Consider the following 24,585-nt stretch of genomic DNA (forward strand, 5'->3'; position numbering starts at 1 on the left):
GAACCGGGGCGCTGACCGGGGCGCTAGACCGGGGCGTCGGCAGGTGGGGTGACGGGCAGCCCGGCGGCGGCCCAGGCCTGGAAGCCGCCGATCAGATCGGTGGCCCGGTGCAGGCCGAGATCCCGCAGCGAGACCGCCGCCAGCGACGAGGCGTACCCCTCGTTGCAGAACACGATCACCCGCAGACCGTGGTGGACGGCCTCCGGCAGCCGGTGGTCGCACTGCGGGTCCAGCCGCCACTCCAGCTCATTGCGCTCCACCACCAGGGCACCGGGCACGGTGCCGTCCCGGTCGCGCAGCGCGGCATAGCGGGTGTCCACCAGCAGCGCGCCCTCCCTTACGGCGGCAGCGGCCTGATGCGGCGTCAGGCGATCCAGTCGGGCTCGGGCCCGGTCCAGCGCCTGGTCGATGCTGAGCGGTCGATCCGTCACTGCTCCCACTCCTCCGGCACCTCGACGGTCTCCAGGGTCAGCACCCGGTCCCGGCGGCTGTAGCGGCGCATCAGCGGCAGCGGGGGGTAGTAGACGTGTACGGAGATCGCATGCTGCTCCTCGGAGGAGTTGACCACCTGGTGGACATGGCGGGGCCCGAAGGCCCGGCCCCGCCCGACCGGCAGGCCGCGCTCACGGTCGACCCCCTCGACCAGCTCCAGGGTGCGCCACCCCTCGGTGGGCAGCTCCACGGCGATCGACTGCTCGGTGAGCCGGCCGGACGCGGTGACGAAGGCGCCCCGGGAGCCGCCGTGGTCGTGCCAGCCGGTCTCGGCGCCGGGCGGCCAGCCGATGAGCCATGCCTCGCTGCCGCCGGGACCCTCCAGGGCGACCCAGGTGCGCTGCTGCGGGTCGATCGGCAGCAGGGCGATGGCGGCGGGGTCGGCGGCGGTGCGGTGGGCGAAGTCCAGCAGCTCGGCAAGGGTGGGGCCGCCGCTGTCGGCGGGGGTGACAGGGGAGGGTGCGGTGGGAGTGGGTGTGGTGGGAGTGGGTGTGACCGGGGTGGGTGTGGCGGTGGACGCGGTGGTGTCGGCGGTGCGGGGCAAGGTGGACCGTCCTGGGTACGGCGGCGGCCGCCCGGGGGCCGGGCGGGCTGCGGATGGGGAGCCCATGGGCGGCGGGTCCGGTCGAGCGGGACCGGGTACGTCGGCAGGGGCTGCTGCGCGGGCGCGGGCGCGGACCGGGCCGGATCGGCCTGGGCGGCGGATTTACCGGAGCGGCGCGGGGGCGTCAGTGCCCGGCGCGGGGTCCGGAGGCGTGGTCAGGCGGCGCGGCGACAACACAGGCAGCCGACGTACCGGACCGTGTCCAGGTGCGTGCGGCGGAAGAGCCTGAGGCCGAGGTGTCCCACGGTCGGAGTGAATCATGCCGCCGATCCGCGGTCAAGGCGCGCCCTCGGCCGTGCGGACCGGGTCGGGCCGTCGATCAGCGACCGTCGCCGGCCATGGTGGTCCAGCGCGGATCGACGCGGCCCAGCCAGGCGTCCCGGCCGTCCGCGAGCGGTCGGGCCGGCGGCAGCCGGACGAACCGGCAGGCGAAGGTGGGACCGGCATCGCCTCCGTCGCCGTGGACCTGGTGCTCCCCTGCGTCGGGGGTGCCCTCCGGCGCCCGGAGCAGGAAGTAGGTGGTCCGTCGTGGCTGCCGCGTATCGGGATGAGGGCTGTCCTCCACGGCGATCCGCCGGACCACGGTGGCCGTCAGTAGGCCGGTCTCCTCGGCAACCTCCCGCCGGACCGCGCGTTCCAGCCCTTCGCCCGGTTCGGCACCCCCGGCGGGGGCCCGAGTGCCGGCCTCGGGAATGCCGACGTGGTCGAAGACCAGCACCCGGGGGACGTCGCCGTACCGGATCACAGAGGCGGCGACTCGGATTCTGGGGCGGGTCATCCCGGCATGGTCCGCCACCGGTGTCTTCCCCGGCGGCCGTGGGGTATCGGCTCCAGCGCTGGGGGAGCGCGGTCGGGGCAACGACGGTGGCGGCAGGTCGCCTTCGGTGACGACGAGTCCGGCGGTGCGCGGCGGCTCGGCCGCTTGACGTCCGGCGGGCGGCGGGTGTCCGTCGGAGCCGGTCGGCGGGTCTCCGGTCGCCCGGCGCGGGGAATCGGCGCTCGCCGGTGGGCGTGTACGGAGCGCGTGGCCGGGGTCAGCCGGTGTGTTCGGCGGTGGGGAGGGCGGCGGGGCCGCCACGGGCGCGGTCGGCCAGGGCGTGCAGCTCCTCGGCGCGGCTGCCCTGCATGGTGCCGACCAGGTGGCCGTCCGGCCGTACCAGCAGCACGGTGTGCGCCGTCGCCCCCGGGTAGACCTCGGCCACCACCACCTCGGCCGGCACTGGCAGCGCCGCCGCCGTCTCGGCCAGCCGGGGCATCAGCCCGGCGCCCAGCCAGTGCTCGCTGGCCCACACCCCCGCACCGGGCGCCACCAGCACCAGCAGGAAGCCCCGGCCCAGCCGGTCGTGCAGCGGCCCCTTCGCCCCGTCGGCCGCGATCACCGGCACATCGGGGACCAGCACCCCCGGCGTTGTCTCCGCCAGGCCCTCCGACAGCGCGGCGGTCCGCCGCCCCGCCCGGCCGGTCGGCGCCGCCGGAGGCGGCGGATACGCGGGCGGGCTGCCGAACCGCCCGGCGCCCAGCGTGCCGTCGGTGAGCAGCGGGGCGTGCTTGCGGAACGACCCGGACAGCAGGCTGCGCCGGGCCTGCTCCCAGCCCTTCACCGGCCGCAGCAGCGGCATCGCCTGGTCGACGGCGCGCAGCCGGGCACCGACCGCCCCGCGCCGCTCGCCCTCGTAGGTGTCCAGCAGGGCGTCCCCGGCGTGCCCGTGCCAGACCAGGGCCAGCTTCCAGGCGAGGTTGCCCGCGTCGCGCAGCCCGTCGTCCAGGTTCTGCATGCCGAGCGCGCCGTGCAGATGCGCGGCGTCCCCGGCGAGGAAGCACCGCCCGGCCCGGAACCGCCCGGCCAGCCGCTGCTGGACGAGGTGGTCGGCGGCGGCCAGCAGGTCGTAGCGCGGGATCTCGCCGCACCAGCCGCCCAGCGTGGCCCGGACCCGGGCCACCAGGGTGTCGCCGGTGACGATGCCGGGCCAGGTGGCGTGCGGGTCGACCGGCGCGGCGGGGGCGGGCCGACCGGGCGGCAGCCGCCAGTCCAGCCGCCACAGCCCGTCCGGCAGCGGCCGGGCCAGCGCCTCCCGGTCGCCGCGCCACGGCGGGTCGCGGTGCAGCCGGGCCTCGCCGGGGAACGGCAGGTCGACCCGGAGGGTGGCCACCGCGTAGCGGTCCACCGCCGCCCGGCCGGGGAAGCGGATGCGCAGCAGTTTGCGGATCGTGGAGCGGGCCCCGTCGCAGCCCACCAGCTGGCTGCCGCGCCACCAGGTGGTCCGGCCGTCCTCGGCGTGCCGGGTGCGGACGCTCACCCCCTCGCCGTCCTGCTCCAGCTCCTCGACGCGTTGCAGCGGCACCAGCTCGACCAGCGGCTCGGCGCCCGCCGCGTCCCGCAGCCCGCGTTGCAGCCGGTGCTGCGGCAGGTGCAGTACGGGGGTGGCGCCCAGGTCGAGGTGGAGCACCTCCTGTCGGCGCCGCAGGATGCGCCAGCCGTGCCAGGCCGCGCCGTCGGTGGCGGCCCTGGTGTAGCCGAGCCGGGTCAGCTGCGCGGTGGTGTCGGGCCGCAGCACGGTGGTGCGGGGGGACTCCGGGCAGAGGCCGGGCCCCTCGTCCAGGACGATGCTGGGCACCTCGTGGCGGGCGAGGTCCAGCGCCAGGGCGAGGCCGACCGGCCCCGCCCCGACGATGATCACCGGGTCCATGGGGCGGCCGTCGCGCGTGCGGGCTGCGGGCGGGGGCGGCGATGCGGGAGCCGCGCCCGACGGTGTGTCGGCGCCGTCGCTCGGGTGCTCGGCCTGGGTGCCCCGCATCGTGTCACGTAGAGCAATGCAACAGATCCCCGGGGGGCGCGTCAAGCAGCACTCGTTGTACGCCGGAGCGCGGCGCCCCGCCCCCGGAGGCCGCTGTGCTCCGGGGGCGGTTGACGACGGGTCGGTCGCGGCAGGTCACCGCAGGGTCGCGGGCGGCTCCGGCTCCGGGTCGCGGGGTGCGGCCGGAGCCGGGACGGCAGCGCTGACGGCCGGTCCGGCGGTCTGCGCACCGCCGAGCAGCGCACCGCCCGGCCCGGTGGCCGGCAGCGCCGGGGTGCCCTTGGCGCTGCGCCGCCCGCGCCGCTCGATCCACTTGGCGAGCCCGGACAGCGCCAGGCACAGCCCGATGTAGATCGGCGCGATGACCAGCACCACCGGGATGTACGGGTAGCCCTCGGCGGTGCTGGTGGTGCTGGCGATGAGCTTGCCGACGTACAGCAGCTCCTCGTAGGTGATGATGTAGCCGAGCGAGGTGTCCTTGAGCGTCACCACCAGCTGGCTGAGCACCGACGGCAGCATCGACCGGAACGCCTGCGGCACCAGGACGGTGGTCATCACCTGGGACTTGCGCATGCCGAGCGCGTACGCGGCCTCGCTCTGGCCGCGCGGTACGGCCACGATGCCGGCCCGGAAGATCTCCGCCTGCACCGAGCCGTTGTACAGCGTCAGACCGATCACCAGCGCCCACATCGGGGCGTCGCTGAAGACGCCCTGGTACAGCGCGAAGATCATGATGACCAGCGGCATCGCGCGGAAGAACTCCACGAACGCGGTGCAGAACCAGCGCACCGGCCGGTGGTCGGAGAGCCGGCCGGCCGCCAGCAGCGCACCGAGCGCCAGCGACAGCACCGCCGCGTAGCCGAAGGCGGTGAGCGTGTCCTCCAGCCCGTGCAGCAGCCGTTCCTGGGTGCCGTTGTACTCGAACGGCTCCCACATCGCGGCGGCGAACTGCCCGTGCGAGGAGAGCCGCTGGACCGCCACCCAGATCAGGGCCGCGATCCCGGCGACGGCCAGCACGCCGATGATCCGGTTGCGGGCCCGCGCCCGGGGGCCGGGGGCGTCGTACAGGACGCTGCCGCTGCTCATCGGGCCACCGCCAGTCGGTTCTCCAGGGCGCGGAACAGGCCGCTGATCGCGAAGGTGATGACCAGGTAGGCGACGGCCACCCAGAGGAAGATCCAGAAGATCTGGTAGCCCAGCTCGTTCCATGTCTTCATCACGCTGTACAGCTCGCCCACGTTGAAGGCGCCGGCGATGGCGGAGTTCTTGGTGAGCGCGATCAGGATGGAGCCGGTGGGGGAGATCACCGTCCGGCCCGCCTGCGGCAGCACCACCAGCCGCAGCGTCTGACCGAACGTCATGCCCAGGCTGCGGGCCGCCTCCGCCTGCCCGAGCGGCACGGTGTTGATGCCGGACCGCACCGTCTCGCAGACGAAGCTGGCGGTGTAGCAGCCCAGTGCCAGCACCGCGAAGGTGAAGTAGTCCAGCGAGATGCCGATCTTCGGCAGGCCGAAGACCACGGCGAAGAAGAGCAGCACCAGCGGGGTGTTGCGCAGCACGTTCACCCAGACCGTGCCGAAGATCCGCAGCGGCGGCACCGGGGAGACCCGGAAGGCGGCCAGCAGCACCCCCAGCACGAGGGCCAGCAGGCCGCTGAGCACGGTCAGTTCGAGCGTGCCCAGGAAGCCGTCACGGAAGAGCGCGAAGTTGTGGTTGTCGAACAGGACATGCATGGCGGCCGTCCTCCTCCCAGGTGGAGATCGGGCGGGGCGGGGGGGGGCGCCCCCCCCCCCCGGGGGGGGGGGGGGGGGGGGGGGGGGCCCCCCCCCCCCCCCCCCGGCCGGGTCAGTAGCGGGCGAGCTGCGGCGCCGTGGCGTCCGACCCGGACTTGCCGAGCGTCGCGTCGTACGCCTTCTTCCAGTCGCCGTTCTTCTCGTGCGCCTCGATCGCGTTGTTGATCGCGTCGCGCAGCGCCTTGTCGTCCTTGTTGAGGCCGATGCCGTACGGCTCCTGCGAGAACGGCTTGCCGACCACCTTGAGCTTGTCCGGGTACTGCGCGGCGTAGCCCTTGAGGATGGCGTCGTCGGTGGTGAGCGCGTCGACCGACTTGTCGAGCAGCTTGTCCACGCACTGCGAGTAGGTGTCGAAGGCGACGGGCTCCCCGCCGTACTCCTTGACCCGGGCGATCGAGGTGGAGCCGGTGGCCGAGCAGACCTTCTTGCCCTTGATCGTCTCCGGGCCGGTGATGTCGGTGTTGTCCTTGGCCACCAGCAGGTCCTGGCCGGCGACGTAGTACGGACCGGCGAAGGAGACCTGCTTCTTGCGGTCGTCGTTGATGGTGTACGTGCCGACGTAGTAGTCGACCTCGCCGCCGGAGATGGCGGTCTCCCGGTTGGTGGACGGGATGGTCTTGAACTTCACCTTGTCGGCGGCGAAGCCCAGGTCGGCGGCGACCATCTTGGCGATCTCGATGTCGAAGCCGGTGCGGGTGCCGCTGGCGACGTCCTCGAAGCCCAGGTTGGGCTGGTCGGCCTTGGCGCCGACGACCAGGTAGCCGCGCTTCTGGGCGGCGTCGAACGTCTTGGACCCGGAGACCGAGACGTCCTTCTTCACCTCGTACGAGATGCCGGCGGCGGCCGGCTTGCTGTCCTTGCCGCAGGCGGCGACGGCGGTCAGGGCGAGCACGGCCAGTGCGGCCGCTGCGGTGCGACGGGTCCTCATGGGGGTTGTCTCCTCGGGGGTTGCCCCGGCTCCGGACGGCGCGGAACCGGGCGTCGGTCTGCTCGGCGGCGGTCTCAGTGGTGCAGGATCTTCGACAGGAAGTCCTTCGCCCGGTCGCTGCGGGGCGCGGTGAAGAAGGCGTCGGGCGTGTTCTGCTCGACGATGCGGCCGTCGGCCATGAAGATCACCCGATTGGCGGCGGAGCGGGCGAAGCCCATCTCATGGGTGACCACGACCATGGTCATCCCGTCGGCGGCGAGCTGCCGCATCACCTCCAGCACCTCGTTGATCATCTCCGGGTCCAGGGCCGAGGTCGGCTCGTCGAAGAGCATCACCTTGGGGTCCATGGCCAGCGCGCGGGCGATGGCCACCCGCTGCTGCTGGCCGCCGGAGAGCTGCGCCGGGTACTTGTCGGCCTGCGCGCCCACGCCCACCCGGTCCAGCAGCGTCCGCGCCTTGGCCACGGCCTGCTCGCGGGGGACCTTGCGGACCTTGACCTGGCCCAGGACCACGTTCTCCAGCACGGTGCGGTGGGCGAAGAGGTTGAACGACTGGAACACCATGCCGACCTCGGCGCGCAGCCGGGCCAGCTCCCTGCCCTCGGCGGGCAGCGGACGGCCGTCCACGGTGATGGCGCCCTCGTCCACGGTCTCCAGCCGGTTGATGGTCCGGCAGAGCGTCGACTTGCCGGAACCGGAGGGGCCGATCACCACGACCACCTCGCCGCGGGCGATCTCCAGGTCGATGTCCTGGAGCACGTGCAGGGCCCCGAAGTGCTTGTTGACGCCCTTGAGCACCACCAGGGGGTCGGCCCCGGTGCTGGTCTCGGCGACGGCGGCCTCGGTCATCGAATGCTGCTCCCTCATAACCGTCCTGCCGGCTGCTGGGTCCGGGGCGCGGACCGGCGGAGCCCGCTGCCCCGGTGGGGCGACCATAGGAGGGCGGGCGACGGTCCGTCAGCAGATCTGAGCGGAACTTGAGGATCACGATCGGGACACAGCAGCGGCCCCGCGCGGGTCCCGCGCAGGTGGCGTCGGCTGCGGCGGGCCGACGGGCGAGGTTCCAGGTCAATAACAGTACGCACGGGTTCATCCGATCGGGCTTGACCCGGAGCGCCGGGGTGGGACTGGATGCAGGGAACCGCGACGGGCCGCCGCAGCGACTTGGGTAGGACGACGACGTACTTGGGCAACGGCGGAAGGGGAAAGCGAGATGCGCCTGCTCCTCGTCGAGGACGACGACCACGTGGCGGCCGCCCTGGTCGCGGTGCTCGGCCGGCACGGCTTCCAGGTGCGCCACGCGCGCAGCGGCAGCGAGGCGCTGGACGCGCTGGTGCCCGACGGCGCCGGGCCGTACCGGGTGGTGCTGCTGGACCTCGGGCTGCCGGACCGGGACGGCTTCGAGGTGTGCGGCCGCATCCGGGACCGCAGCCGAGTCCCGGTGATCATGGTCACCGCGCGGGCCGACACCCGCTCCCGCATCCACGGCCTCAACCTGGGCGCCGACGACTACGTCACCAAGCCGTACGACACCGGCGAACTGCTGGCCCGCATCCACGCCGTCGTCCGCCGCTGGCCCGCCCCGCCGCAGGACGGCCGCCCGCAGGCCGCCCCCGCCACCGCGCCGCCCGGCGACCCCGAGCCGCTGGCCGCCCGGGGCATCGACCTCGACCGCAAGCGCCGCCGGGTCACCGTGGCGGGCCGCGAAGTACCGCTCACCCGCAAGGAGTTCGACCTGCTGGCACTGCTCGCCCAGCACCCGGGCGTGGTCTACCGGCGGGAGCAGATCTTCAGCGAGGTGTGGCGCAGCGGCTGGGAGGGCAACGGGCGCACCCTGGAGGTGCACATCGCCTCGCTGCGCTCCAAGCTGGGGCTGCCGACCCTGGTGGAGACCGTGCGCGGGGTCGGCTACCGGGTGGTGGCCGAGCCGCCCGACGAGGACGCACCGGCGGCCGGAAGCGGCCGCTGACCCCGGATGCGCACCCGCCTCCTCGGCATCCTGCTCTCCCTGATGGCCTGCGTCCTGGCCGCGCTCGGCATCCCGCTGGCCGCCGCCGAAGCCGCCGCCGAGCAGCAGCATGTGATCGTCGACCGGATCGACGACGCCGCCCGCTTCGCCGGGCTCGCCCAGTACGCCACCGTGGCGGACGGCGACGCCACCCAGCTCGGCGCGCTGCGCGCCGAGGTGGCCCGCTATGACGAGGTCTACCGGATCAGGGCCGGGGTCTTCTCCCGCGACGGCGACGTCCTCGCGGTCGCGCCCGCCGACTGGGGCAGGACGACCGGGCGGGAGCCGTACCGGGAGGCGTTCCAGGAGGCGCTGGACGGCCGCCGCAGCCACAACCCGCCGCAGGTCTGGCCGTGGACCACCGACCGCACCCTGGTGGTCGCCTCCCCGGTGGTGCGGGACGGCGACGTGGTCGCGGTGGTGCTCACCGAGTCGCCCACCCAGGCGCTGCGCTCCCGCATCCTGCACCGCTGGCTGCTGCTGGGCGCGGGCGAGGCCGCCGCGATGATCGTCGCGGTGGTGGCGTCCGTCCGGCTCACCGGCTGGGTGCTGCGGCCGGTACGGGTGCTGGACCGGGCCACCCATGAGATCGCGACCGGCAGGATGTACGCCAGGGTGGCCCCGGCCGGCGGCCCACCGGAACTGCGCCGGCTCGCCGGGTCGTTCAACGAGATGGCCGACCATGTGGAGCTGGCCATGCAGCGGCAGCGGGCGTTCGTCGCCGACGCCTCCCACCAACTGCGCAACCCGCTGGCCGCGCTGATGCTGCGGATCGAGCTGCTGGGCATGGAGCTGCCGGACGGCCATGAGGAGGAGCTGTCCGCCGTACGGGACGAGGGCCGCCGCCTGGCCCGGGTGCTGGACGACCTGCTGGGCCTGGCCACCGCCGAGCACGCCCGGCCGGAGGCGGAGCAGACCGACCTGGTGCGGCTGGCGCTGGAGCGGGTGCTCGCCTGGCGGCCGGTGGCCGAGCGGCGCGGGGTCGAACTGGCCTGGGACGGGCCGCCGATGGCGCTGGGCTGGACGGACCCGGTGGGCTTCGGCAGCGCGCTGGACGCGGTGGTGGACAACGCGCTGAAGTTCACCCCGGCGGGGGCGTCGGTACGGGTCGCGGTGGCGGTCCGCGCCGACGCGGTCGCGGTCACCGTGGCCGACGCCGGGCCCGGCCTCACCGAGGAGGAGCTGGCCCGGGTGGGCGACCGCTTCTGGCGCAGCCCCCGCCACCAGAACGTCGACGGCTCCGGCCTCGGCCTCGCCATCGCCCGCACCCTCCTCACCGCCACCGGCGGCGGCCTCGCCTTCGCCCCCAACCACCCCGCCGGCCTCACCGTCACCCTCACCACCCCCCGCCACCCGGCCCCCTGAACCCCCCACCCACCCAGGAGCGGCGTACCGGCGTGCCCAACCCCCCACCCGGCCAGGGGCGCGGGGAACTGCGCGAACAACCACCCACCCAAGCGGCACAATCCACCGTGCCCAACCCCCCCACCCGGCCAGGGGCGCGAGGAACTGCGCGAACAACCACCCACCCAAGCGGCACAATCCACCGTGCCCAACCCCCCACCCCGCCAGGGGCGCGAGGAACTGCGCGAACAACCACCCACCCAAGCCCGGCGTACCGGCGTGATCAGCCTTCTACGGCGGTGCGGGGTAACCCGCGCAGTTCCGCGCGCCCCTGGTGGGTCCGGGCTGCCGGTGGGTCGAGCGTTCCACGGCGGTGCCGGGTCGGTCAGTTGGAGTTCTCCCAGTCGTGGTTGGAGCAGGTGCCCGGGCTCGGCCGCAGCAGCCCCAGCGGCTGGAGCCACCGCTGCCACGACCGGTACCACGCCCCGCTGTCCACGTACCGCTGGATCGACTCGCACACCCGCCGCCGCAGCGCCTCCTCGCCCCGGGCCATCCCCACCCCGTACGCCTCCGACTGGAACGGGATGCCCAGCAGCCGCAGCTGGTCGGGGTGCTGCTTCTGGTAGCCGGCCAGGATGATGTCGTCGGTGGAGACCGCGTCCACCCGGTGGGCCAGCAGGTCGGTGACGCACTCGCCGTAGCTGCTGCGGAAGCTCAGCCCGATGCCGTGGAACCTGCTCGGCAGATGCTCGGCCGGGGTCGACCCCCGGGCGGTGCAGACGGTGCGGCCGATCAGGTCCTCCGGGCCGACCACGTCCTTCTCGTCGGTGCGCAGCAGGAAGTCCTGCCCGGCCAGGTAGTACGGCCCGGCGAAGGTCACCTGCCGGGCCCGCTCCGGCGTCATGCTGTAGCTGGCCACCACCAGGTCTATGGTGCGGTTCTGCAACACCAGCTCCCGGCTGAACGTCTGCACGGTGGTGAACTCCACCCTCGCCCCGGTGAAGCCCAGGTCCTTGGCGAGGTAGGTGGCCATGTCGACGTCGAAGCCCTGGTACTTCCCCGTGGCCGGGTCGACCAGCACGCTCAGGCCCGGCTGGTCGGCCTTCACCCCGATCACCAGGGCCCCGCGCAGCTGCGCCTGCGCCAGCGTCTGCGAGGACGCCAGCGAGTCCTGCGAGGCGGGCCACCGCTGGTAGCCGAACCAGGAGGCCGCCGCGACCAGCACCAGCCCCATCGCCAGCGCGGGCACCCGCAGCCGCCGGTCGCGCCACCACGGCCGCCTGCCGCCGGGCGGCTCCACCGGCGGGTCGCCGCCCGGGGTGGTCTCGGTCTCGCTGTCGGCGGACTCGGCCAGCGGCCAGGTCCGCAGGTCGAGCCGGGAGGCGGCGGCCGGGGTCTCCTGCACCACGTGCCGCAGCAGCTCCTCGGCCCGCGCGGCGTCCATCCGCCGCGCCGGGTCCTTCTCCAGCAGACCGGCGAGCAGCGGCCCCAGCGGGCCGGCGTGCTGCGGCGGCGGGACGTCCTCCTCCCGTACGGCCAGCAGCACCTCGAACGGCGCGGGGCCGCGGAACGGCAGCCGCCCCTCGACCATCTCGTACAGCGTCACCCCCAGCGCCCACAGGTCGCTCGCCGGGTTCGGCGTCCGCGGGCCGGACGGGTCGCACAGCTCCGGCGCCAGGTAGGCGGGCGTGCCCACCGTCTCGTGCAGCCGGGTCACCTGGGCGGCGCCCTCGAAGGTGGCGATGCCGAAGTCCATCAGCACCGCCCGGCCGTCCCGCCGGAAGAGCACATTGTGCGGCTTCACATCGCGGTGCAGCACGCCCGCCGCGTGCACCGCCCGCAGGCCGCGCAGCACCTCCAGGCAGATCCGCGCCGCGTCCTGCACCGGGAGCCGGCCGTGGGTGCGCAGCAGGTCGGCCAGCGAGCGCGGGTTGACCTGCTCCATCACGATCCAGACCTGGCCCTCGGCCTCGGTCACGTCGTAGACGGTCACCACGTGCTCATGGCCGATCCGGGCGATGGCCTGCGCCTCGCGGCGGGCCCGGCCCACCCACTGGGCCTGCGTCTCCGGGTCCACCGCGCCCCGGAACAGCAGCTCCTTGACGGCGACCTGGCGGTGCAGCCGGGTGTCCCTGGCCTCCCAGACCACGCCCATGCCGCCGCGCCCGAGCCGCCGTTGCAGCTCGTAGCGGTTGTCGATCACCCGGCCCGGCCGGTGCTCGCCGTCCGGGCCGCCGGAACCGCCCGGCGTCCGGGCCGGGGGCACGCCCTGGGTGCGCGCCTCGCCCTCGGGTCCACCCCCGCTTTGCATAGCCCGGCCCCCTGGCTCGTGTGTCGGTCAGGGGATCAGGTTAGGCGCCGGGCCGACCGGGGACCATCACCCGGCCCGGCCGGTTCCGCTGGGAGCGGGAGGAATCCGCCGAATCCGGCCGCCCCGGTCGACGGTCCGTCAGGACGGCGCGCCTCAGGGCTTCATGGAGGCGTAGTAGCGGCGGGCCCCCTCGTGCAGCGGCAGCGGATCGGTGTAGATCGCCGTCCGCAGGTCCACCAGTTGCGCGGCGTGCACCTCCGCCCCGATGGCGTCCCGGCTGTCGATCACCGCCCGGGTCATCCCCTGCACCAGCCCGGTGTCGGTGTCGTCCCGGGTGACCATCAGATTGGCCACCGCGACGGTGGCCACCGGTGTGTTGGCCGGGAGGGCGGCGGGATAGGCGTCGGCGGGCATCACGGCGGCCCGGTACGCCTCGGCGCCGTCGCCGCCCGCCCGGTGCAGCGGCTCGGCCAGCGTCCCGAGCGGCACCAGCCGGACCCGCAGCTCCCGGGAGAGCTCGTCGACGGCCGCCGTCGGCAGGCCGCCGGACCAGAACAGGGCGTTGATCCGGCCGTCGCGCAGCGCGTCCACCGCCTCCCCGATGCCCAGCGGCGCCGGGGTGATGTCGCGGTCCGGGTCCAGCCCGGCCGCCGCCAGCAGCCGCCGGGTCACCAGGTTCACCCCGGACAGCGGCTGGCCCACGCTGACCTTCAGCCCGCGCAGGTCGGCCACCGACCGCACCGGGGAGTCGGCCGGCACCACCAGCTGCATGTAGTCGTCGTACAGCCGGGCGATGGCCCGCAGCCGGGAGCGGCCGGGGCCGGTGTAGCTGGCGACCGCGTCGGCGGTGGCGATGCAGAAGGCGTCCTGGCCGGAGGCGACCCGCTGGAGGTTGTCCGGCGACCCCTCGGAGGGGTCCAGCCGCAGCTCCACCCCGGGCATCGCGGTGCGCACATACGCCTGGAGCAGCTGCCCGTACCGCTCGTACACCCCGCGCGGCACCCCCGTGGCGAAGCCGACCCGGCCCTTGGGGTAGGCCGCCCCGGCGGACGGGGAGAGCCACCAGCCCAGCAGCACCGCCGCGACCAGTACCAACGCGGTGCCCGCCCGCCAGAGCCGGGACGCGGCCCGGCGGCGCAGCGCGGCGGCGAGGCGGGGGAGCGGGCGTGCCGCGGAGTCGGCCATGCCGGGATACTGCCAGCCGGGGACCCTGGAGGGGAGGGGCAGACCGGGCGGTGCGGGGGCGCGTACTCTTGTGCGTTGAGATGAGCGCGCGAACCTACCAAGTGGTCACCTACGGGTGTCAGATGAATGTCCACGACTCCGAGCGGCTCTCGGGCCTGCTGGAGGACGCCGGCTATGTCAAGGCCGCCCAGGACGGCAGCCCGGACGTCGTCGTCTTCAACACCTGCGCGGTGCGGGAGAACGCCGACAACCGGCTGTACGGCAACCTGGGTCGGCTCGCCCCGGTCAAGGCCGGGCAGAAGGGGATGCAGATCGCGGTCGGCGGCTGCCTGGCCCAGAAGGACCGGGACACCATCGTCCGCAAGGCCCCCTGGGTCGACGTGGTCTTCGGCACCCACAACATCGGGCATCTGCCCGCGCTGCTGGAGCGGGCCAGGGTGGAGTCCGAGGCCCAGGTGGAGATCCTGGAGTCGCTGGAGACCTTCCCCTCCACGCTGCCCACCCGCCGGGAGTCCGCGTACGCCGCCTGGGTCGCCATCTCGGTCGGCTGCAACAACACCTGCACCTTCTGCATCGTGCCCGCGCTGCGCGGCAAGGAGAAGGACCGCCGCCCCGGCGACATCCTGGCCGAGGTGGAGGCGCTGGTCGCGGAGGGCGTCGTCGAGGTCACCCTGCTCGGCCAGAACGTCAACGCGTACGGCTCCGACATCGGCGACCGCGAGGCGTTCTCCAAGCTGCTGCGTGCCTGCGGGCGGATCGACGGGCTGGAGCGGGTCCGCTTCACCTCGCCGCACCCGCGCGACTTCACCGACGACGTGATCGCCGCGATGGCCGAGACGCCCAATGTGATGCACCAGCTGCACATGCCGTTGCAGTCCGGTTCGGACGCGGTGCTCCGGGCGATGCGCCGCTCCTACCGGCAGGACCGCTACCTCGGGATCATCGAGAAGGTCCGCGCCGCGATGCCGGACGCCGCCATCTCCACCGACATCATCGTGGGCTTCCCCGGCGAGACCGAGGAGGACTTCGAGCAGACCCTGCACGTGGTCCGCGAGGCCCGCTTCGCCCAGGCGTACACCTTCCAGTACTCCAAGCGGCCCGGCACCCCCGCCGCCGAGATGGACGGCCAGATCCCCAAGCAGGTCGTCCAGGCCCGCTATGAGCGGCTGGTCGCCCTCCAGGAGGAGATCTCCTGGTCGGAGAATAAGAAGCAGGTCGGCCGCACCCTGGAGGTGCTGGTCGCCGAGGGCGAGGGCCGCAAGGACGACCGCACCGACCGGCTCTCCGGCCGCGCGCCCGACAACCGGCTGGTGCACTTCAGCCGGCCCGCCGAGCCGGTCCGCCCCGGTGACGTGGTCACCGTCGACATCAGCTACGCCGCCCCGCACCACCTGCTGGCCGAGGGCCCCACGCTCGCGGTGCGGCGCACCCCGGCGGGCGACGCCTGGGAGCGCCGCCGGGCCGCCCCCGCAGCCCCGACCGGGGTGATGCTGGGCCTGCCCACCATCGGCGCCCCGGCGCCGCAGCCCGCTCCGACGGGCGGCTGCGGCTGCGACTGACCCCACGACCCCACCCGCTCATCCACGCCACGGGCCCGGCAGGCCGCACGCCTGCCGGGCCCGTGGCGTACCGCAGGGCGGGGCGTGGCCGGCCGCCGGATAGGCTGGCCGCCATGCTGGTCGCCGCCGCCGTCTGCCCCTGCCCGCCGCTGCTCGTGCCCGAGGTCGCCCAGGGCGCCGCCGCCGAGCTGGACCCGCTGCGCGCCGCCTGCGCCGAGGCGCTGCGCACGGTGGCCGAGGCCCGGCCGGACCACCTGTACGTGGTGGGCGGCACCGATCCGGAGGACCCGGCCCGGCGCGCGGTCTTCCCGGCCGGCGCCACCGGCTCGCTGCGCCGGTTCGGCGTCGAGCGGACGGTACGGCTGGGCTCCGGCGGGCCGGTCGGCGGGGCCGGCGAGCTGACCGGGCCGCTGGCGGTGGGGGCGTGGCTGCTGGAGTGGACCGGCTGGTCCACGGAGTGCGAGGCCCACTGCGTACCGTCCGACGAACCCCCGGCCGACTGCCTGCGGCTGGGCGCCGAGCTGGCCGCCCGCCACCCCCGGGTCGGCCTGCTGGTCCTCGGGGATGGCAGTGCCCGGCGGTCGCTGAAGGCGCCCGGCTATCTGGACGACCGGGCCGAGGCGTTCGACGCCACGGTGGCGGCGGCCCTCGCGGCGGCCGACACCGGGGCGCTGGCCGGGCTGGACCCGGCGCCGGCGGCCGGGTTGCTGGCCGCCGGGCGCGCCCCCTGGCAGGTGCTGGCCGGTGCCGCCGAGGGGGCGGGGCTCACCGGCCGGCTGCTGCACGAGGGGGCGCCGTACGGGGTCGGCTACTTCGCCGCCTGCTGGAGCTGAGCTGCGGGGGAGCGGTAGCGTCTAGAAGCTGCCGCCCGGCCCCTCGGAGTCGTCCTTCTTGGCGGCCAGGTCGTCGACGGCGTGCTTGGCCTTCTCCCGACCCTGCTCGATCTTGTCGGTGTACTTGCCCTTGGTCGCCTTGTCGAGCGCCTCGCCGACCTTGTCCAGCCCGTGGTCGATCTGGCCGCTGTGCTTGCCCGCCAGCTCGGTGGCCTTGCCCTTCAGCTCCTCGGCCTTGTCCTTGAAGCTGTCCATGATGCCCATGACCGGTCTCCGTCCTCCGTCGGGGTCCGCAGCACAGCCGCTGCCCGCGCCCCTCCTGCCTCCAAGTTACGCCGGGCGCCCAACTGCCGCACGACCGGCCCCGATACGCCCCAGCGGGGCGGCTTTGCGAGACTGGGGGCGTGACCAGTCCGGAATCCTCCAGCCCCGCCACGCCGCCCGGCGCGCCCCGCGTCGTCGCGGTCGTCGGAGCCACCGCCGCCGGCAAGTCCGACCTGGCGGTGGACATCGCCCGCGAGCTGGGCGGAGAAGTGATCAACACCGACTCCATGCAGCTCTACCGGGGCATGGACATCGGCACCGCCAAGCTCACCGTCGAGGAGCGGCGCGGCATCCCGCACCACCTGCTGGACGTCTGGGACGTCACCGAGACCGCCAGCGCGGCCGAGTACCAGCGGCTGGCCCGCGAGGTGATCGACCGGCTGCTGGCGGCCGGCCGCACCCCGGTGCTGGTCGGCGGCTCCGGCCTGTACGTACGCTCCGCCATCGACGTGATGGAGTTCCCCGGCACCGACCCGCAGGTGCGGGCCCGGCTGGAGGCGGAGCTGGAGCAGCAGGGCTCGGGTGCGCTGCACGCCCGGCTCGCCGCGCTGGACCCGGCGGCCGCGATGGCGATCCTGCCCGGCAACGGCCGCCGGATCGTCCGGGCGCTGGAGGTCGTCGAGATCACCGGCCGGCCGTTCACCGCCACCCTCCCCGGCAACACCGCCGCGTACGACACCGTCCAGCTCGGCGTGGCGGTGCCCCGGCCGGAGCTGGACGCCCGGATCGCGGCCCGGGTGCTGCGGATGTGGGCGGCGGGGCTGCCGGACGAGGTCCGCGCCCTGGAGCGGGTCGGGCTGCGGGAGGGCAGGACCGCCTCGCGGGCCCTCGGTTACCAGCAGGTACTGTCATGGTTCGCCGGGGAGTGCGACGAGGCCGAGGCCAGGGCGGAGACCATCCGCGCCACCCGGCGGTTCGCCCGCCGCCAGGAGTCCTGGTTCCGGCGTGATCCGCGTATCCACTGGCTGCCGGCCGCGAGCGATGGAGACCGCTCCGACCTGCTGAAACGCTCTCTGGAGCTGATCCGCGCGGCGGGCTGACGGCCGCGCCCGCGCAGCGTACGGTGCATACGCCGCGCGCACGTGCAGGTGCAGAGGGACATCGCGGTCACGGCAGGATCACGTCATGGCCACGGATCACCCGAGGACCCGCGTGACGCGCGGTGACGGCCCGTGGGCATGCCATCATCGAGCAGTCAGTTCTTGTCGCACCATGCGTCGTAATGTCCGGGGAGGCCGCGTGTCGACGGGTACCGGCCCCGAAGCGGACCAGCGACTGGGCGCCGTCCCAGCACCGGGACCGCGCGCCGCCACCGGCGAGCTCGACGGCGTGGCGATGTCCCCGCTCGATCCCGGCGTCTCCTTCGACACCGGCGGCCCGGCGCGGATCGGCGCCACCGCCCCGCCGGACGGCGTGGTCCATGAGCGCGAGATCCGGCCCCGGCGGCGGCTGCGCTGGTGGCAGACCGTGCCGATCGGGGTGGTCGGCATCTTCGGCTCGCTGATGTTCGCCTTCCCGCTGGCCTTCGAGTCCGGTGACGGCGGTGCCATGGTCGGGATGCTCGGCCTGCTGCTGACCGCCGCCTCCGTCGGCTGGGGCGCCATGGCGGCCCGCCGGGTCGGCTACGCACTGCCCGGTTTGCCCCGGCGCGGCTCCGAGGAGCGCGCCGGATGGCGGGCGCCGGCGGCATACGCCCTGGTCGGGCTGGTGCTGGTCGGGCTCGCGGTGTGGCGGGTCGCCCGGCTGCGGGGCTGACGTCCGGCTGCTGGTCCCGCCCGGCAAGCGGCCGCCGAACCGCCGTACGCTGGGTCCGTGAGCGACGACACCGCGCGGCGGACCGAGAGCCCCGTGCCCTTCCTCAAGGGCCACGGCACCCAGAACGACTTCGTCATCGTGCCCGACCCGGACGGCCTGCTGGACTTCGGGCCCGCCGCCGTCGCCCGGCTCTGCGACCGCCGGGCCGGGATCGGTGGCGACGGGCTGCTGCGGGTCGTACGCTCCGCCGCCCACCCCGAGGCCGCCGCGCTGGCGGGCGAGGCCGAGTGGTTCATGGACTACCGCAACGCGGACGGCAGCGTCGCCGAGATGTGCGGCAACGGAGTCCGGGTCTTCGCCCGCTACCTGGTGGACGCGGGCCACGCCGAGCCCGGTGACCTGGCGGTCGCCACCCGGGCCGGGGTGCGCCGGGTGCACATCGCCAAGGACGGCCCCGACGGCCTGCCCGGCGAGATCACGGTGGACATGGGCCGGGCCGTCCTGCCGGGCCCGGACGGCATCGAGGTGGCCGTGGGCGACCGGCGCTGGCCGGCCCGGAACGTCAACATGGGCAATCCGCACGCGGTGGCCTTCGTGGCCGACCTCGACCACGCGGGCGAGCTGCGGACCGCGCCCGGCGTCGCCCCGGCCGATGCCTACCCGGACGGCGTCAACGTCGAGTTCGTGGTGGACCGGGGCCCGGCGCGGGTGGCGATGCGGGTGCATGAGCGCGGCTCCGGCGAGACCCGGTCCTGCGGCACCGGCGCCTGTGCGGTGGCGGTCGCAGCCGCCCGCCGCGACGGCGTCGACCCGGCCGTCACCGGCCGCCCCGCCGAGTACACCGTGGAGGTGCCGGGCGGGCGACTGCTGGTCACCGAGCACCCCGACGGCCGGGTGGAGCTGACCGGCCCGGCGGTGATCGTGGCCCGGGGCGTGCTCGACCCGCAGTGGCTGGCTGCGGGCTGACCGGCTTTCCCGCGCCGGGGGCGGTTGAATCCGCCCGTACGAGTGATTCCATGGACGCTCTGCGGGTGATCCGTCGCGGCTTGTGATGCTCTCGGTAACATGGACCACCGGGGTCGGATTCTGCTCCGGTGAACGTTGCCGGAGGTGCGCATGACCATCCAAGCCGGTGATCCGTCGGCCCAGCCCGACGCCCTGCGGACCGGCGGCCCGGCGGTCGACACGCCGGCCCCGGCCGGCCCGGCCGCCGTCGAGCAGCCGTCCCCGGCCGCCGACCCCGCCCCCCGGCCGGTCCGCAGGCTCGGGCGCGCCGCCCTCGGCCGGGCCGGGCGCGCCGCGCTGCTGGCCACCGGGCGGCCCCCGGTGCCCGACGCGATCGAGCCCATCGTGCGGGCCCACCGCGCCCACCACCCCCGGGCCGACCTGGCCCTGCTCGGCCGGGCCTACCAGAGCGCCGAGGCGGGCCACCGGGGGCAGCTGCGCAAGAGCGGCGAGCCGTTCATCACCCACCCGCTGGCGGTCACCATGATCCTCGCCCAGCTGGGCGCGGAGACCACCACCCTGGTCGCCTCCCTGCTCCACGACACCGTGGAGGACACCGATATGACGGTAGATCAGGTCCGGGCGGACTTCGGGGAGGAGGTCGCCTACCTGGTCGACGGCGTCACCAAACTGGCCAAGGTCGACTTCGGCACGGCGGCCGAGGCCGAGACCTTCCGCAAGATGCTGCTCGCCACCGGCGACGACGTCCGGGTGATGGTGATCAAGCTCGCGGACCGGCTGCACAACATGCGGACCATCCGGCACATGAAGCCCGCCAGCCGGGTACGGATCGCCAAGGTCACCCGGGACGTGCTCATCCCGCTGGCCGAGCGGCTGGGCATCCAGGTGGTGAAGACCGAGCTGGAGGACATCGTCTTCGCCACCCTGCACCCCGAGGAGTACGGCCGCACCAGCGCCCTGATGGCGGCCGCCGAGACCGGCACCGGCCCGCTGGCCGACTTCGCCGCCCGGCTGCGCCGCCAGCTCACCGAGGCCGGGGTGGCCGCCCAGGTGACCGTGCGCTCCCGGCACTGCGTCTCCGCGCACCGGGTGCTGCTCAAGCGGCTCGCCGCCCGGGGGCCGGACGGCCGCCCGCAGCAGTTGCGCCCGACCGACCTGGGCCGGGTGCTGGTGGTGGTGGAGGAGAACGCCGACTGCTACGCCGCCCTCGGTGAGCTGCACACCTGCTGGACGCCGCTGCCGGGCGAGTTCACCGACTTCGTCGCCGCGCCCAAGTTCAACCTCTACCAGTCGCTGCACACGGCGGTCGCGGACCGGCGCGGCGACGTGGTCGAGGTGCTGGTCCGCACCCGCCGGATGCACCAGGTCGCGGAGTTCGGCGTGGTGGCCCTCGGCAGCCCCCGCCAGCCGGAGACCCCCGACCCCGGCCGCGACGAGCTGGACCGCACCGACCCGGCCCGCCCCGGCTGGCTCACCCGCCTGCTGGACTGGCAGCGGGACGCGCCCGACCCCGACACCTTCTGGTCCACCCTCACCGCCGACCTCTCCGACGACCGGGAGATCACCGCCGTCACCGAGGACGGCGTCACCCTCACCCTGCGGGCCGGCGCCTCCTGTGTGGACGCGGCGTACGCGCTGGGCGAGCAGACCGGGCACCGCTGTATCGGCGCCCGGGTCAACGGGCGACTGGTGGCGCTCTCCACCTCGCTGGCCGACGGCGACATGGTCGGCATCCTCACCGAGCCGGGGCCGGGCGAGCCGTCCGGGCCCGCCCCGCAGTGGCTGGCCCACGTCCGTACGCCGCGCGCCCGGCTGGCCATCGAGCACTGGCTGGCCGCCCACCCGGTGGCCGCCCAGCCCCCGGCCGGGCCGACCGCCGGGCCCTCCGCCGGGACGGCCCGGCCCACCGCGCCGCCGCCGGGTGGGGCGGGCGCGGCGGTCCGGGCGGCCGGTCCGGTGGAGGTGCACGGGCAGCCCGGCGTGCCGGTCCGGCTGGCGCGCTGCTGCACCCCGGTGCCGCCGGACCAGGTCACCGGCTTCACCGTCCGGGGCGGCGCGGTGACCGTGCACCGCCGGGACTGTCCCAGCGGCCACCGGCTGCACGCCGAGGGGCGGCCCCAGGTCGAGGTCGGCTGGACGGCCGGCCCCGGCCGGGCGGGCTACCGGGTCACCCTGCTGGCCGACGCCCTCAACCGCCCCCGGCTGCTGGCCGACCTGACCGCCGCCATCGCCGCCCAGGGGATCGGCATCGTCTCCGCCGCCGTGGAGCCCCCGCAGGAGCTGCGGGTCCGGCACAGCTACACGGTCGAGCTGTCGGAGCCGGGCGCGCTGCCGACCCTGATGCGGGCGATGCTGCGGGTCTCCGGGGTGTACGACGTCCGGCGGCCGGAGCCCGGCGCGGGACGGCGGGGCGGCGGCTCGCGGGCAAATACGGGTGACCCCGCGCCGCCCGGCGTGCGACCATCGTCGGGAATCCGCGGTCGGTCCGCGGCGTTCAGAGGTACAGAGGGGTAGTCCGGTCAGCCGGGCCCGCTCCCGCTCCCGCATCCGTTCCCGCAGCCCCTAAGGACACGATGACCTCCACGTTCGACAACCGCGACCACTCCGCCGCACGCGCCGCGCGCCGTCCGGAGGACCTTCGGGCCGAAGCCCTGATGGACGAGGACCTCGCGGCGATCGACGAGGACCTCGACCACGACTACGACGGCGACCAGTACGACCGCAGCGACCGGGCGGCGCTGCGCCGCGTCGCCGGCCTCTCCACCGAACTCCAGGACGTCACCGAGGTCGAGTACCGCCAGCTCCGCCTGGAGCGCGTGGTGCTCGTCGGGGTGTGGACGGACGGCACGGCCGAGGAGGCCGAGACCTCGCTCGCCGAGCTGGCCGCCCTCGCCGAGACGGCCGGCTCCGAGGTGCTGGACGGCGTGATCCAGCGCCGCGAGCGCCCCGACCCGGCGACCTACATCGGCTCCGGCAAGGCCAAGGAGCTGCGCGACATCGTCGCCGCGGTGGGCGCGGACACCGTCGTCTGCGACGGCGAGCTGACCCCCGCCCAGCTGATCCACCTGGAGGACGTGGTCAAGGTCAAGGTCGTCGACCGGACGGCCCTGATCCTGGACATCTTCGCCCAGCACGCCAAGTCCCGGGAGGGCAAGGCGCAGGTCTCGCTCGCCCAGATGCAGTACATGCTGCCCAGGCTGCGCGGCTGGGGCCAGTCGCTCTCCCGGCAGATGGGCGGCGGCGGCGCCGGCGCCTCCGGCGGCGGCATGGCCACCCGTGGTCCCGGTGAGACCAAGATCGAGACCGACCGGCGGCGCATCCGCGAGAAGATGGCCAAGCTCCGCCGCGAGATCGCCGACATGAAGAAGGGCCGCGACACCAAGCGCCAGGAGCGCAAGCGCAACCAGGTGCCGTCGGTCGCCATCGCCGGATACACCAACGCCGGCAAGTCCTCGCTGCTCAACCGGCTCACCGGCGCCGGCGTCCTGGTGGAGAACGCGCTGTTCGCCACCCTGGACCCGACGGTCCGCCGCGCCGCCACCCCCGGCGGCCGGGTCTACACCATCGCGGACACGGTCGGCTTCGTACGGCACCTGCCGCACCACCTGGTCGAGGCGTTCCGCTCCACCATGGAGGAGGTCGCGGACGCGGACCTCATCCTGCATGTGGTGGACGGCGCGCACCCCGACCCGGAGTCGCAGCTCGCCGCCGTCCGCGAGGTGATCGTGGAGGTCGATGCGCAGAATGTGCCCGAGATCGTGGTGATCAACAAGGCGGACGCCGCCGACCCGCTGGTCCTCCAGCGGCTGCTGCGCCGCGAGCCGCACGCCGTGGTGGTGTCCGCCCGCACCGGCGACGGCATCGAGGAACTGCTGAAGCTGGTCGAGGACGAGCTGCCGCGCCCGTCGATCGAGGTCGAGGCGCTGATCCCGTACACCAGGGGCGACCTGGTCTCCCGGGTGCACGCCGAGGGCGAGCTGATCGGCACCGAGCACACCGGTGAGGGCACCCTGCTGCGGGCCAAGGTCTCCGCCGAGCTGGCGGCCGAGCTGGACCGCTACGCGGTGGCGGGCGTGCGCGGCTGAGCCGTCCGGCCGCTGCCGGCACCACGGCCGAGGGCCGGTTCCGATCGATGGTCTCGATCGGAACCGGCCCTCGGCCGTGGTCGCTCCCCTGCGGTCAGGAGGTCTTCTTGGCGAAGTAGTCGAACATCTTCTCGGCCACCGTGCCGAGGTAGGGACCGGCCTCCCAGGTCGGGTCCTTGATCGGGCCGATGGAGTTGTTGCTGACCAGACCGGTCCGGCCGTCCGGCATGGTGGCGAACCAGCCGCCGCCGCTGGAGCCGCCCGTCATGGTGCAGCCGATCACCAGCATCGGCGGGCGGGAGCCGTCGTACGACAGCCGGGACGGCGGGACGGTGCTGCGGCAGCGGTACAGCTCCTGGCCGTCGAACGGCTGCGCGGCCGGGTAGCCCCAGTTGGCGACCGGGGCCAGGTTCTCGCGCGGCGCGTTGAACCAGACCGGCACCGCGCCGCCGACCGTCTCCTCCAGCGACCGGCCGTCACCGTCGGGGTTGTGCACCCGGACCACCGCGAAGTCGTACTGGCTGGACTTGTCCACCGGGCCGTGGGTGGCCGGCGGGCCTTCGGCCGCCCACTGCGGGGAGGTGACCACATCGTCGCCCCACCACTGGCCGAGCGGGGCGAGCTCCTTGTCCAGCGACTGCTGTCCGCCGCTGCCCGTACCGGAGCTGTTGTACCCGGGCACGAAGATGATGTGCTGGTACCAGTCGCCGCCCTTGCCGCCGTGCACGCAGTGGCCGGCCGTCCACACCAGGTTGCTCTTGCCCGGGTGGGCCGGATCGCTGACCACCGTGCCGGAGCAGACGGCGGTGCCGTCCGGCTCGTCGAAGAAGATCTTCCCGACCGCGCCGTTCCTGGTGTACGGGCGCTCCACCGCCGTCGCCCGGATCGGCGTCGGCAACGGGCGGACCATGCCGTCGCTGCTGCCATCGCCGTCGCCGTCGCCGCCGTCGCCGTCGCCGCCGTCATCGCCGCCGGAGCCCGAACCGCCGGAGTCCCCGCTCGGGTCGTCCGGGTTGCCGCTCGGGGTGTCGGTCGGCGGGTCCTGGTCCTTGGGCTTGGCGTGCTTCATCTTGTCCGGGTCCCAGAGGCCCTTGATCACCGGATTGTTGAAGACATGGTCCTCGGCCCACTTGTCCCAGTCGTCGAACGTCCAGTTCTTCAACTCGTCCAGGCTGTTGGGCAGACCGTCGAGCAGCCCGCTGGGTAGCGCACTGGCCAGCTCGCTGGGCAGGCCGTCCGGCAGCCCGCCGAGGTCACCGCCGATGGCCTGCGCGGTCGCACCGCCGCCCCTGGCGTCGGAGGAACCGCCGTTGTCACTGCAGGCGGTGACGCTCAGCAAGGTGACGCCCGCCAGCGCGGCGGCGGCGAACGCCGTGCCGGTGCGGGTGCGGTTCGTGCGGCGACGCAGGACGTCCCTGCGTATGGGTGACATGAGCTCAGTTCCCCTTGAGTTCAAGACACGGCTCGGGCCGTCGTCGGGCGGGCACTACTGTCCCATTGCGGCCAAGGACGACGCACATCGACCCCTTGGTTGCATCCGCTGACGGACGGTTACCGAGATGGCGACCGCCGCGCCGTCCGCCAGGCGGGCCGGGCGGGCCTGA

At 74.4% G+C, this 24,585-nt stretch carries 21 protein-coding genes; 9 read left to right on the top strand and 12 right to left on the bottom strand.

The annotated features are described in order from the left end of the window. Positions 1–23: 23 nt before the first annotated feature. The 8 genes from ACIQGZ_RS23465 to ACIQGZ_RS23500 form a co-directional block, all read right to left on the bottom strand. Positions 24–431, bottom strand: a complete 408-nt coding sequence (locus tag ACIQGZ_RS23465) for a rhodanese-like domain-containing protein (RefSeq protein ID WP_402604890.1) — start codon at positions 429–431, stop codon at positions 24–26. Next, positions 428–1,036, bottom strand: a complete 609-nt coding sequence (locus ACIQGZ_RS23470) for a cysteine dioxygenase (protein ID WP_402604892.1) — start codon at positions 1,034–1,036, stop codon at positions 428–430. Before ACIQGZ_RS23470 ends, ACIQGZ_RS23465 begins: the two co-directional genes overlap by 4 nt. A gap of 379 nt (positions 1,037–1,415) precedes the next feature. Continuing rightward, entirely contained in the window at positions 1,416–1,874 is a 459-nt protein-coding gene (locus tag ACIQGZ_RS23475) for an NUDIX domain-containing protein (protein ID WP_402604894.1), read from the bottom strand. Between the two features lie 256 nt (positions 1,875–2,130). Continuing rightward, complete coding sequence (locus ACIQGZ_RS23480) at positions 2,131–3,783, bottom strand: FAD-dependent monooxygenase (RefSeq protein ID WP_402604897.1); 1,653 nt, start codon at positions 3,781–3,783, stop codon at positions 2,131–2,133. A 243-nt stretch (positions 3,784–4,026) separates the two neighbouring features. After that, a complete protein-coding gene (locus ACIQGZ_RS23485) occupies positions 4,027–4,977 on the bottom strand; it encodes an amino acid ABC transporter permease (RefSeq protein ID WP_402604900.1) in 951 nt (316 codons plus the stop codon). Next, complete coding sequence (locus ACIQGZ_RS23490) at positions 4,974–5,624, bottom strand: amino acid ABC transporter permease (protein WP_402604902.1); 651 nt, start codon at positions 5,622–5,624, stop codon at positions 4,974–4,976. Before ACIQGZ_RS23490 ends, ACIQGZ_RS23485 begins: the two co-directional genes overlap by 4 nt. Positions 5,625–5,736: 112 nt before the next feature. Beyond that, the gene (locus ACIQGZ_RS23495; protein ID WP_402604904.1) at positions 5,737–6,612 is read right to left on the bottom strand and encodes a glutamate ABC transporter substrate-binding protein; all 876 of its coding nucleotides are present in this window, start codon (positions 6,610–6,612) and stop codon (positions 5,737–5,739) included. A 74-nt stretch (positions 6,613–6,686) separates the two neighbouring features. Beyond that, complete coding sequence (locus ACIQGZ_RS23500; RefSeq protein ID WP_402605112.1) at positions 6,687–7,460, bottom strand: amino acid ABC transporter ATP-binding protein; 774 nt, start codon at positions 7,458–7,460, stop codon at positions 6,687–6,689. Between the two features lie 364 nt (positions 7,461–7,824). Here ACIQGZ_RS23500 and ACIQGZ_RS23505 point away from each other — a divergent pair, with 364 nt between their 5' ends. Next, positions 7,825–8,580, top strand: coding sequence for a response regulator transcription factor (locus ACIQGZ_RS23505; RefSeq protein ID WP_402604906.1), 756 nt, complete (start codon positions 7,825–7,827; stop codon positions 8,578–8,580). A 6-nt stretch (positions 8,581–8,586) separates the two neighbouring features. Then, complete coding sequence (locus ACIQGZ_RS23510) at positions 8,587–9,984, top strand: sensor histidine kinase (protein ID WP_402604908.1); 1,398 nt, start codon at positions 8,587–8,589, stop codon at positions 9,982–9,984. Positions 9,985–10,348: 364 nt separating this feature from the next. Here the strand turns inward: ACIQGZ_RS23510 and ACIQGZ_RS23515 are convergent, their stop codons facing one another. Together ACIQGZ_RS23515 and ACIQGZ_RS23520 are read right to left on the bottom strand one after the other, a co-directional pair. Beyond that, the gene (locus tag ACIQGZ_RS23515; protein ID WP_402604910.1) at positions 10,349–12,274 is read right to left on the bottom strand and encodes a bifunctional serine/threonine-protein kinase/glutamate ABC transporter substrate-binding protein; all 1,926 of its coding nucleotides are present in this window, start codon (positions 12,272–12,274) and stop codon (positions 10,349–10,351) included. Positions 12,275–12,427: 153 nt separating this feature from the next. Then, the gene (locus tag ACIQGZ_RS23520; RefSeq protein WP_402604912.1) at positions 12,428–13,459 is read right to left on the bottom strand and encodes a TAXI family TRAP transporter solute-binding subunit; all 1,032 of its coding nucleotides are present in this window, start codon (positions 13,457–13,459) and stop codon (positions 12,428–12,430) included. Between the two features lie 80 nt (positions 13,460–13,539). Between ACIQGZ_RS23520 and miaB the strand changes: the two genes are divergently transcribed. Together miaB and ACIQGZ_RS23530 are read left to right on the top strand one after the other, a co-directional pair. Beyond that, entirely contained in the window at positions 13,540–15,018 is a 1,479-nt protein-coding gene (miaB, locus tag ACIQGZ_RS23525; RefSeq protein ID WP_402604914.1) for a tRNA (N6-isopentenyl adenosine(37)-C2)-methylthiotransferase MiaB, read from the top strand. 113 nt (positions 15,019–15,131) lie between these two features. Next, a complete protein-coding gene (locus ACIQGZ_RS23530) occupies positions 15,132–15,851 on the top strand; it encodes a hypothetical protein (protein ID WP_402604916.1) in 720 nt (239 codons plus the stop codon). Positions 15,852–15,872: 21 nt separating this feature from the next. Here ACIQGZ_RS23530 and ACIQGZ_RS23535 read toward each other — a convergent pair whose 3' ends face one another. Next, positions 15,873–16,115 (bottom strand): antitoxin, encoded by a 243-nt coding sequence (locus tag ACIQGZ_RS23535; protein WP_402604917.1) that lies wholly within the window; start codon positions 16,113–16,115, stop codon positions 15,873–15,875. Positions 16,116–16,255: 140 nt separating this feature from the next. Here ACIQGZ_RS23535 and miaA point away from each other — a divergent pair, with 140 nt between their 5' ends. The 5 genes from miaA (at position 16,256) to hflX (ending at position 22,981) form a co-directional block, all read left to right on the top strand. Then, positions 16,256–17,215, top strand: coding sequence for a tRNA (adenosine(37)-N6)-dimethylallyltransferase MiaA (miaA, locus tag ACIQGZ_RS23540; RefSeq protein WP_402604919.1), 960 nt, complete (start codon positions 16,256–16,258; stop codon positions 17,213–17,215). Between the two features lie 199 nt (positions 17,216–17,414). Continuing rightward, a complete protein-coding gene (locus ACIQGZ_RS23545; RefSeq protein ID WP_402604921.1) occupies positions 17,415–17,930 on the top strand; it encodes a hypothetical protein in 516 nt (171 codons plus the stop codon). 57 nt (positions 17,931–17,987) lie between these two features. Then, a complete protein-coding gene (dapF, locus tag ACIQGZ_RS23550) occupies positions 17,988–18,896 on the top strand; it encodes a diaminopimelate epimerase (RefSeq protein WP_402604923.1) in 909 nt (302 codons plus the stop codon). 150 nt (positions 18,897–19,046) lie between these two features. After that, positions 19,047–21,410 carry a RelA/SpoT family protein gene (locus tag ACIQGZ_RS23555; protein WP_402604925.1) on the top strand — a complete coding sequence of 788 codons (2,364 nt, stop codon included), beginning with the start codon at positions 19,047–19,049 and terminating at the stop codon, positions 21,408–21,410. Positions 21,411–21,469: 59 nt separating this feature from the next. Then, positions 21,470–22,981, top strand: a complete 1,512-nt coding sequence (gene hflX / locus ACIQGZ_RS23560; RefSeq protein ID WP_402604928.1) for a GTPase HflX — start codon at positions 21,470–21,472, stop codon at positions 22,979–22,981. A gap of 94 nt (positions 22,982–23,075) precedes the next feature. Here the strand turns inward: hflX and ACIQGZ_RS23565 are convergent, their stop codons facing one another. Further along, positions 23,076–24,413 (bottom strand): trypsin-like serine peptidase, encoded by a 1,338-nt coding sequence (locus tag ACIQGZ_RS23565; RefSeq protein ID WP_402604931.1) that lies wholly within the window; start codon positions 24,411–24,413, stop codon positions 23,076–23,078. Positions 24,414–24,585 lie beyond the last annotated feature (172 nt).

This window comes from Streptomyces sp. NPDC092296 (assembly GCF_044755465.1).
In the GTDB taxonomy this organism is placed as follows: domain Bacteria; phylum Actinomycetota; class Actinomycetes; order Streptomycetales; family Streptomycetaceae; genus Peterkaempfera.

Coding starts and splice junctions, on each gene's coding strand:
- ACIQGZ_RS23475 (WP_402604894.1), bottom strand. CDS start 1,874: ATGACCCGCCCCAGAATCCGAGTCGCCGCCTCTGTGATCCGGTACGGC.
- ACIQGZ_RS23480 (WP_402604897.1), bottom strand. CDS start 3,783: ATGGACCCGGTGATCATCGTCGGGGCGGGGCCGGTCGGCCTCGCCCTG.
- ACIQGZ_RS23535 (WP_402604917.1), bottom strand. CDS start 16,115: ATGGGCATCATGGACAGCTTCAAGGACAAGGCCGAGGAGCTGAAGGGC.
- ACIQGZ_RS23495 (WP_402604904.1), bottom strand. CDS start 6,612: ATGAGGACCCGTCGCACCGCAGCGGCCGCACTGGCCGTGCTCGCCCTG.
- ACIQGZ_RS23500 (WP_402605112.1), bottom strand. CDS start 7,460: ATGACCGAGGCCGCCGTCGCCGAGACCAGCACCGGGGCCGACCCCCTG.
- ACIQGZ_RS23520 (WP_402604912.1), bottom strand. CDS start 13,459: ATGGCCGACTCCGCGGCACGCCCGCTCCCCCGCCTCGCCGCCGCGCTG.
- ACIQGZ_RS23555 (WP_402604925.1), top strand. CDS start 19,047: ATGACCATCCAAGCCGGTGATCCGTCGGCCCAGCCCGACGCCCTGCGG.
- miaB (WP_402604914.1), top strand. CDS start 13,540: ATGAGCGCGCGAACCTACCAAGTGGTCACCTACGGGTGTCAGATGAAT.
- ACIQGZ_RS23510 (WP_402604908.1), top strand. CDS start 8,587: ATGCGCACCCGCCTCCTCGGCATCCTGCTCTCCCTGATGGCCTGCGTC.
- ACIQGZ_RS23485 (WP_402604900.1), bottom strand. CDS start 4,977: ATGAGCAGCGGCAGCGTCCTGTACGACGCCCCCGGCCCCCGGGCGCGG.
- hflX (WP_402604928.1), top strand. CDS start 21,470: ATGACCTCCACGTTCGACAACCGCGACCACTCCGCCGCACGCGCCGCG.
- ACIQGZ_RS23565 (WP_402604931.1), bottom strand. CDS start 24,413: ATGTCACCCATACGCAGGGACGTCCTGCGTCGCCGCACGAACCGCACC.
- ACIQGZ_RS23505 (WP_402604906.1), top strand. CDS start 7,825: ATGCGCCTGCTCCTCGTCGAGGACGACGACCACGTGGCGGCCGCCCTG.
- ACIQGZ_RS23530 (WP_402604916.1), top strand. CDS start 15,132: ATGCTGGTCGCCGCCGCCGTCTGCCCCTGCCCGCCGCTGCTCGTGCCC.
- ACIQGZ_RS23515 (WP_402604910.1), bottom strand. CDS start 12,274: ATGCAAAGCGGGGGTGGACCCGAGGGCGAGGCGCGCACCCAGGGCGTG.
- ACIQGZ_RS23490 (WP_402604902.1), bottom strand. CDS start 5,624: ATGCATGTCCTGTTCGACAACCACAACTTCGCGCTCTTCCGTGACGGC.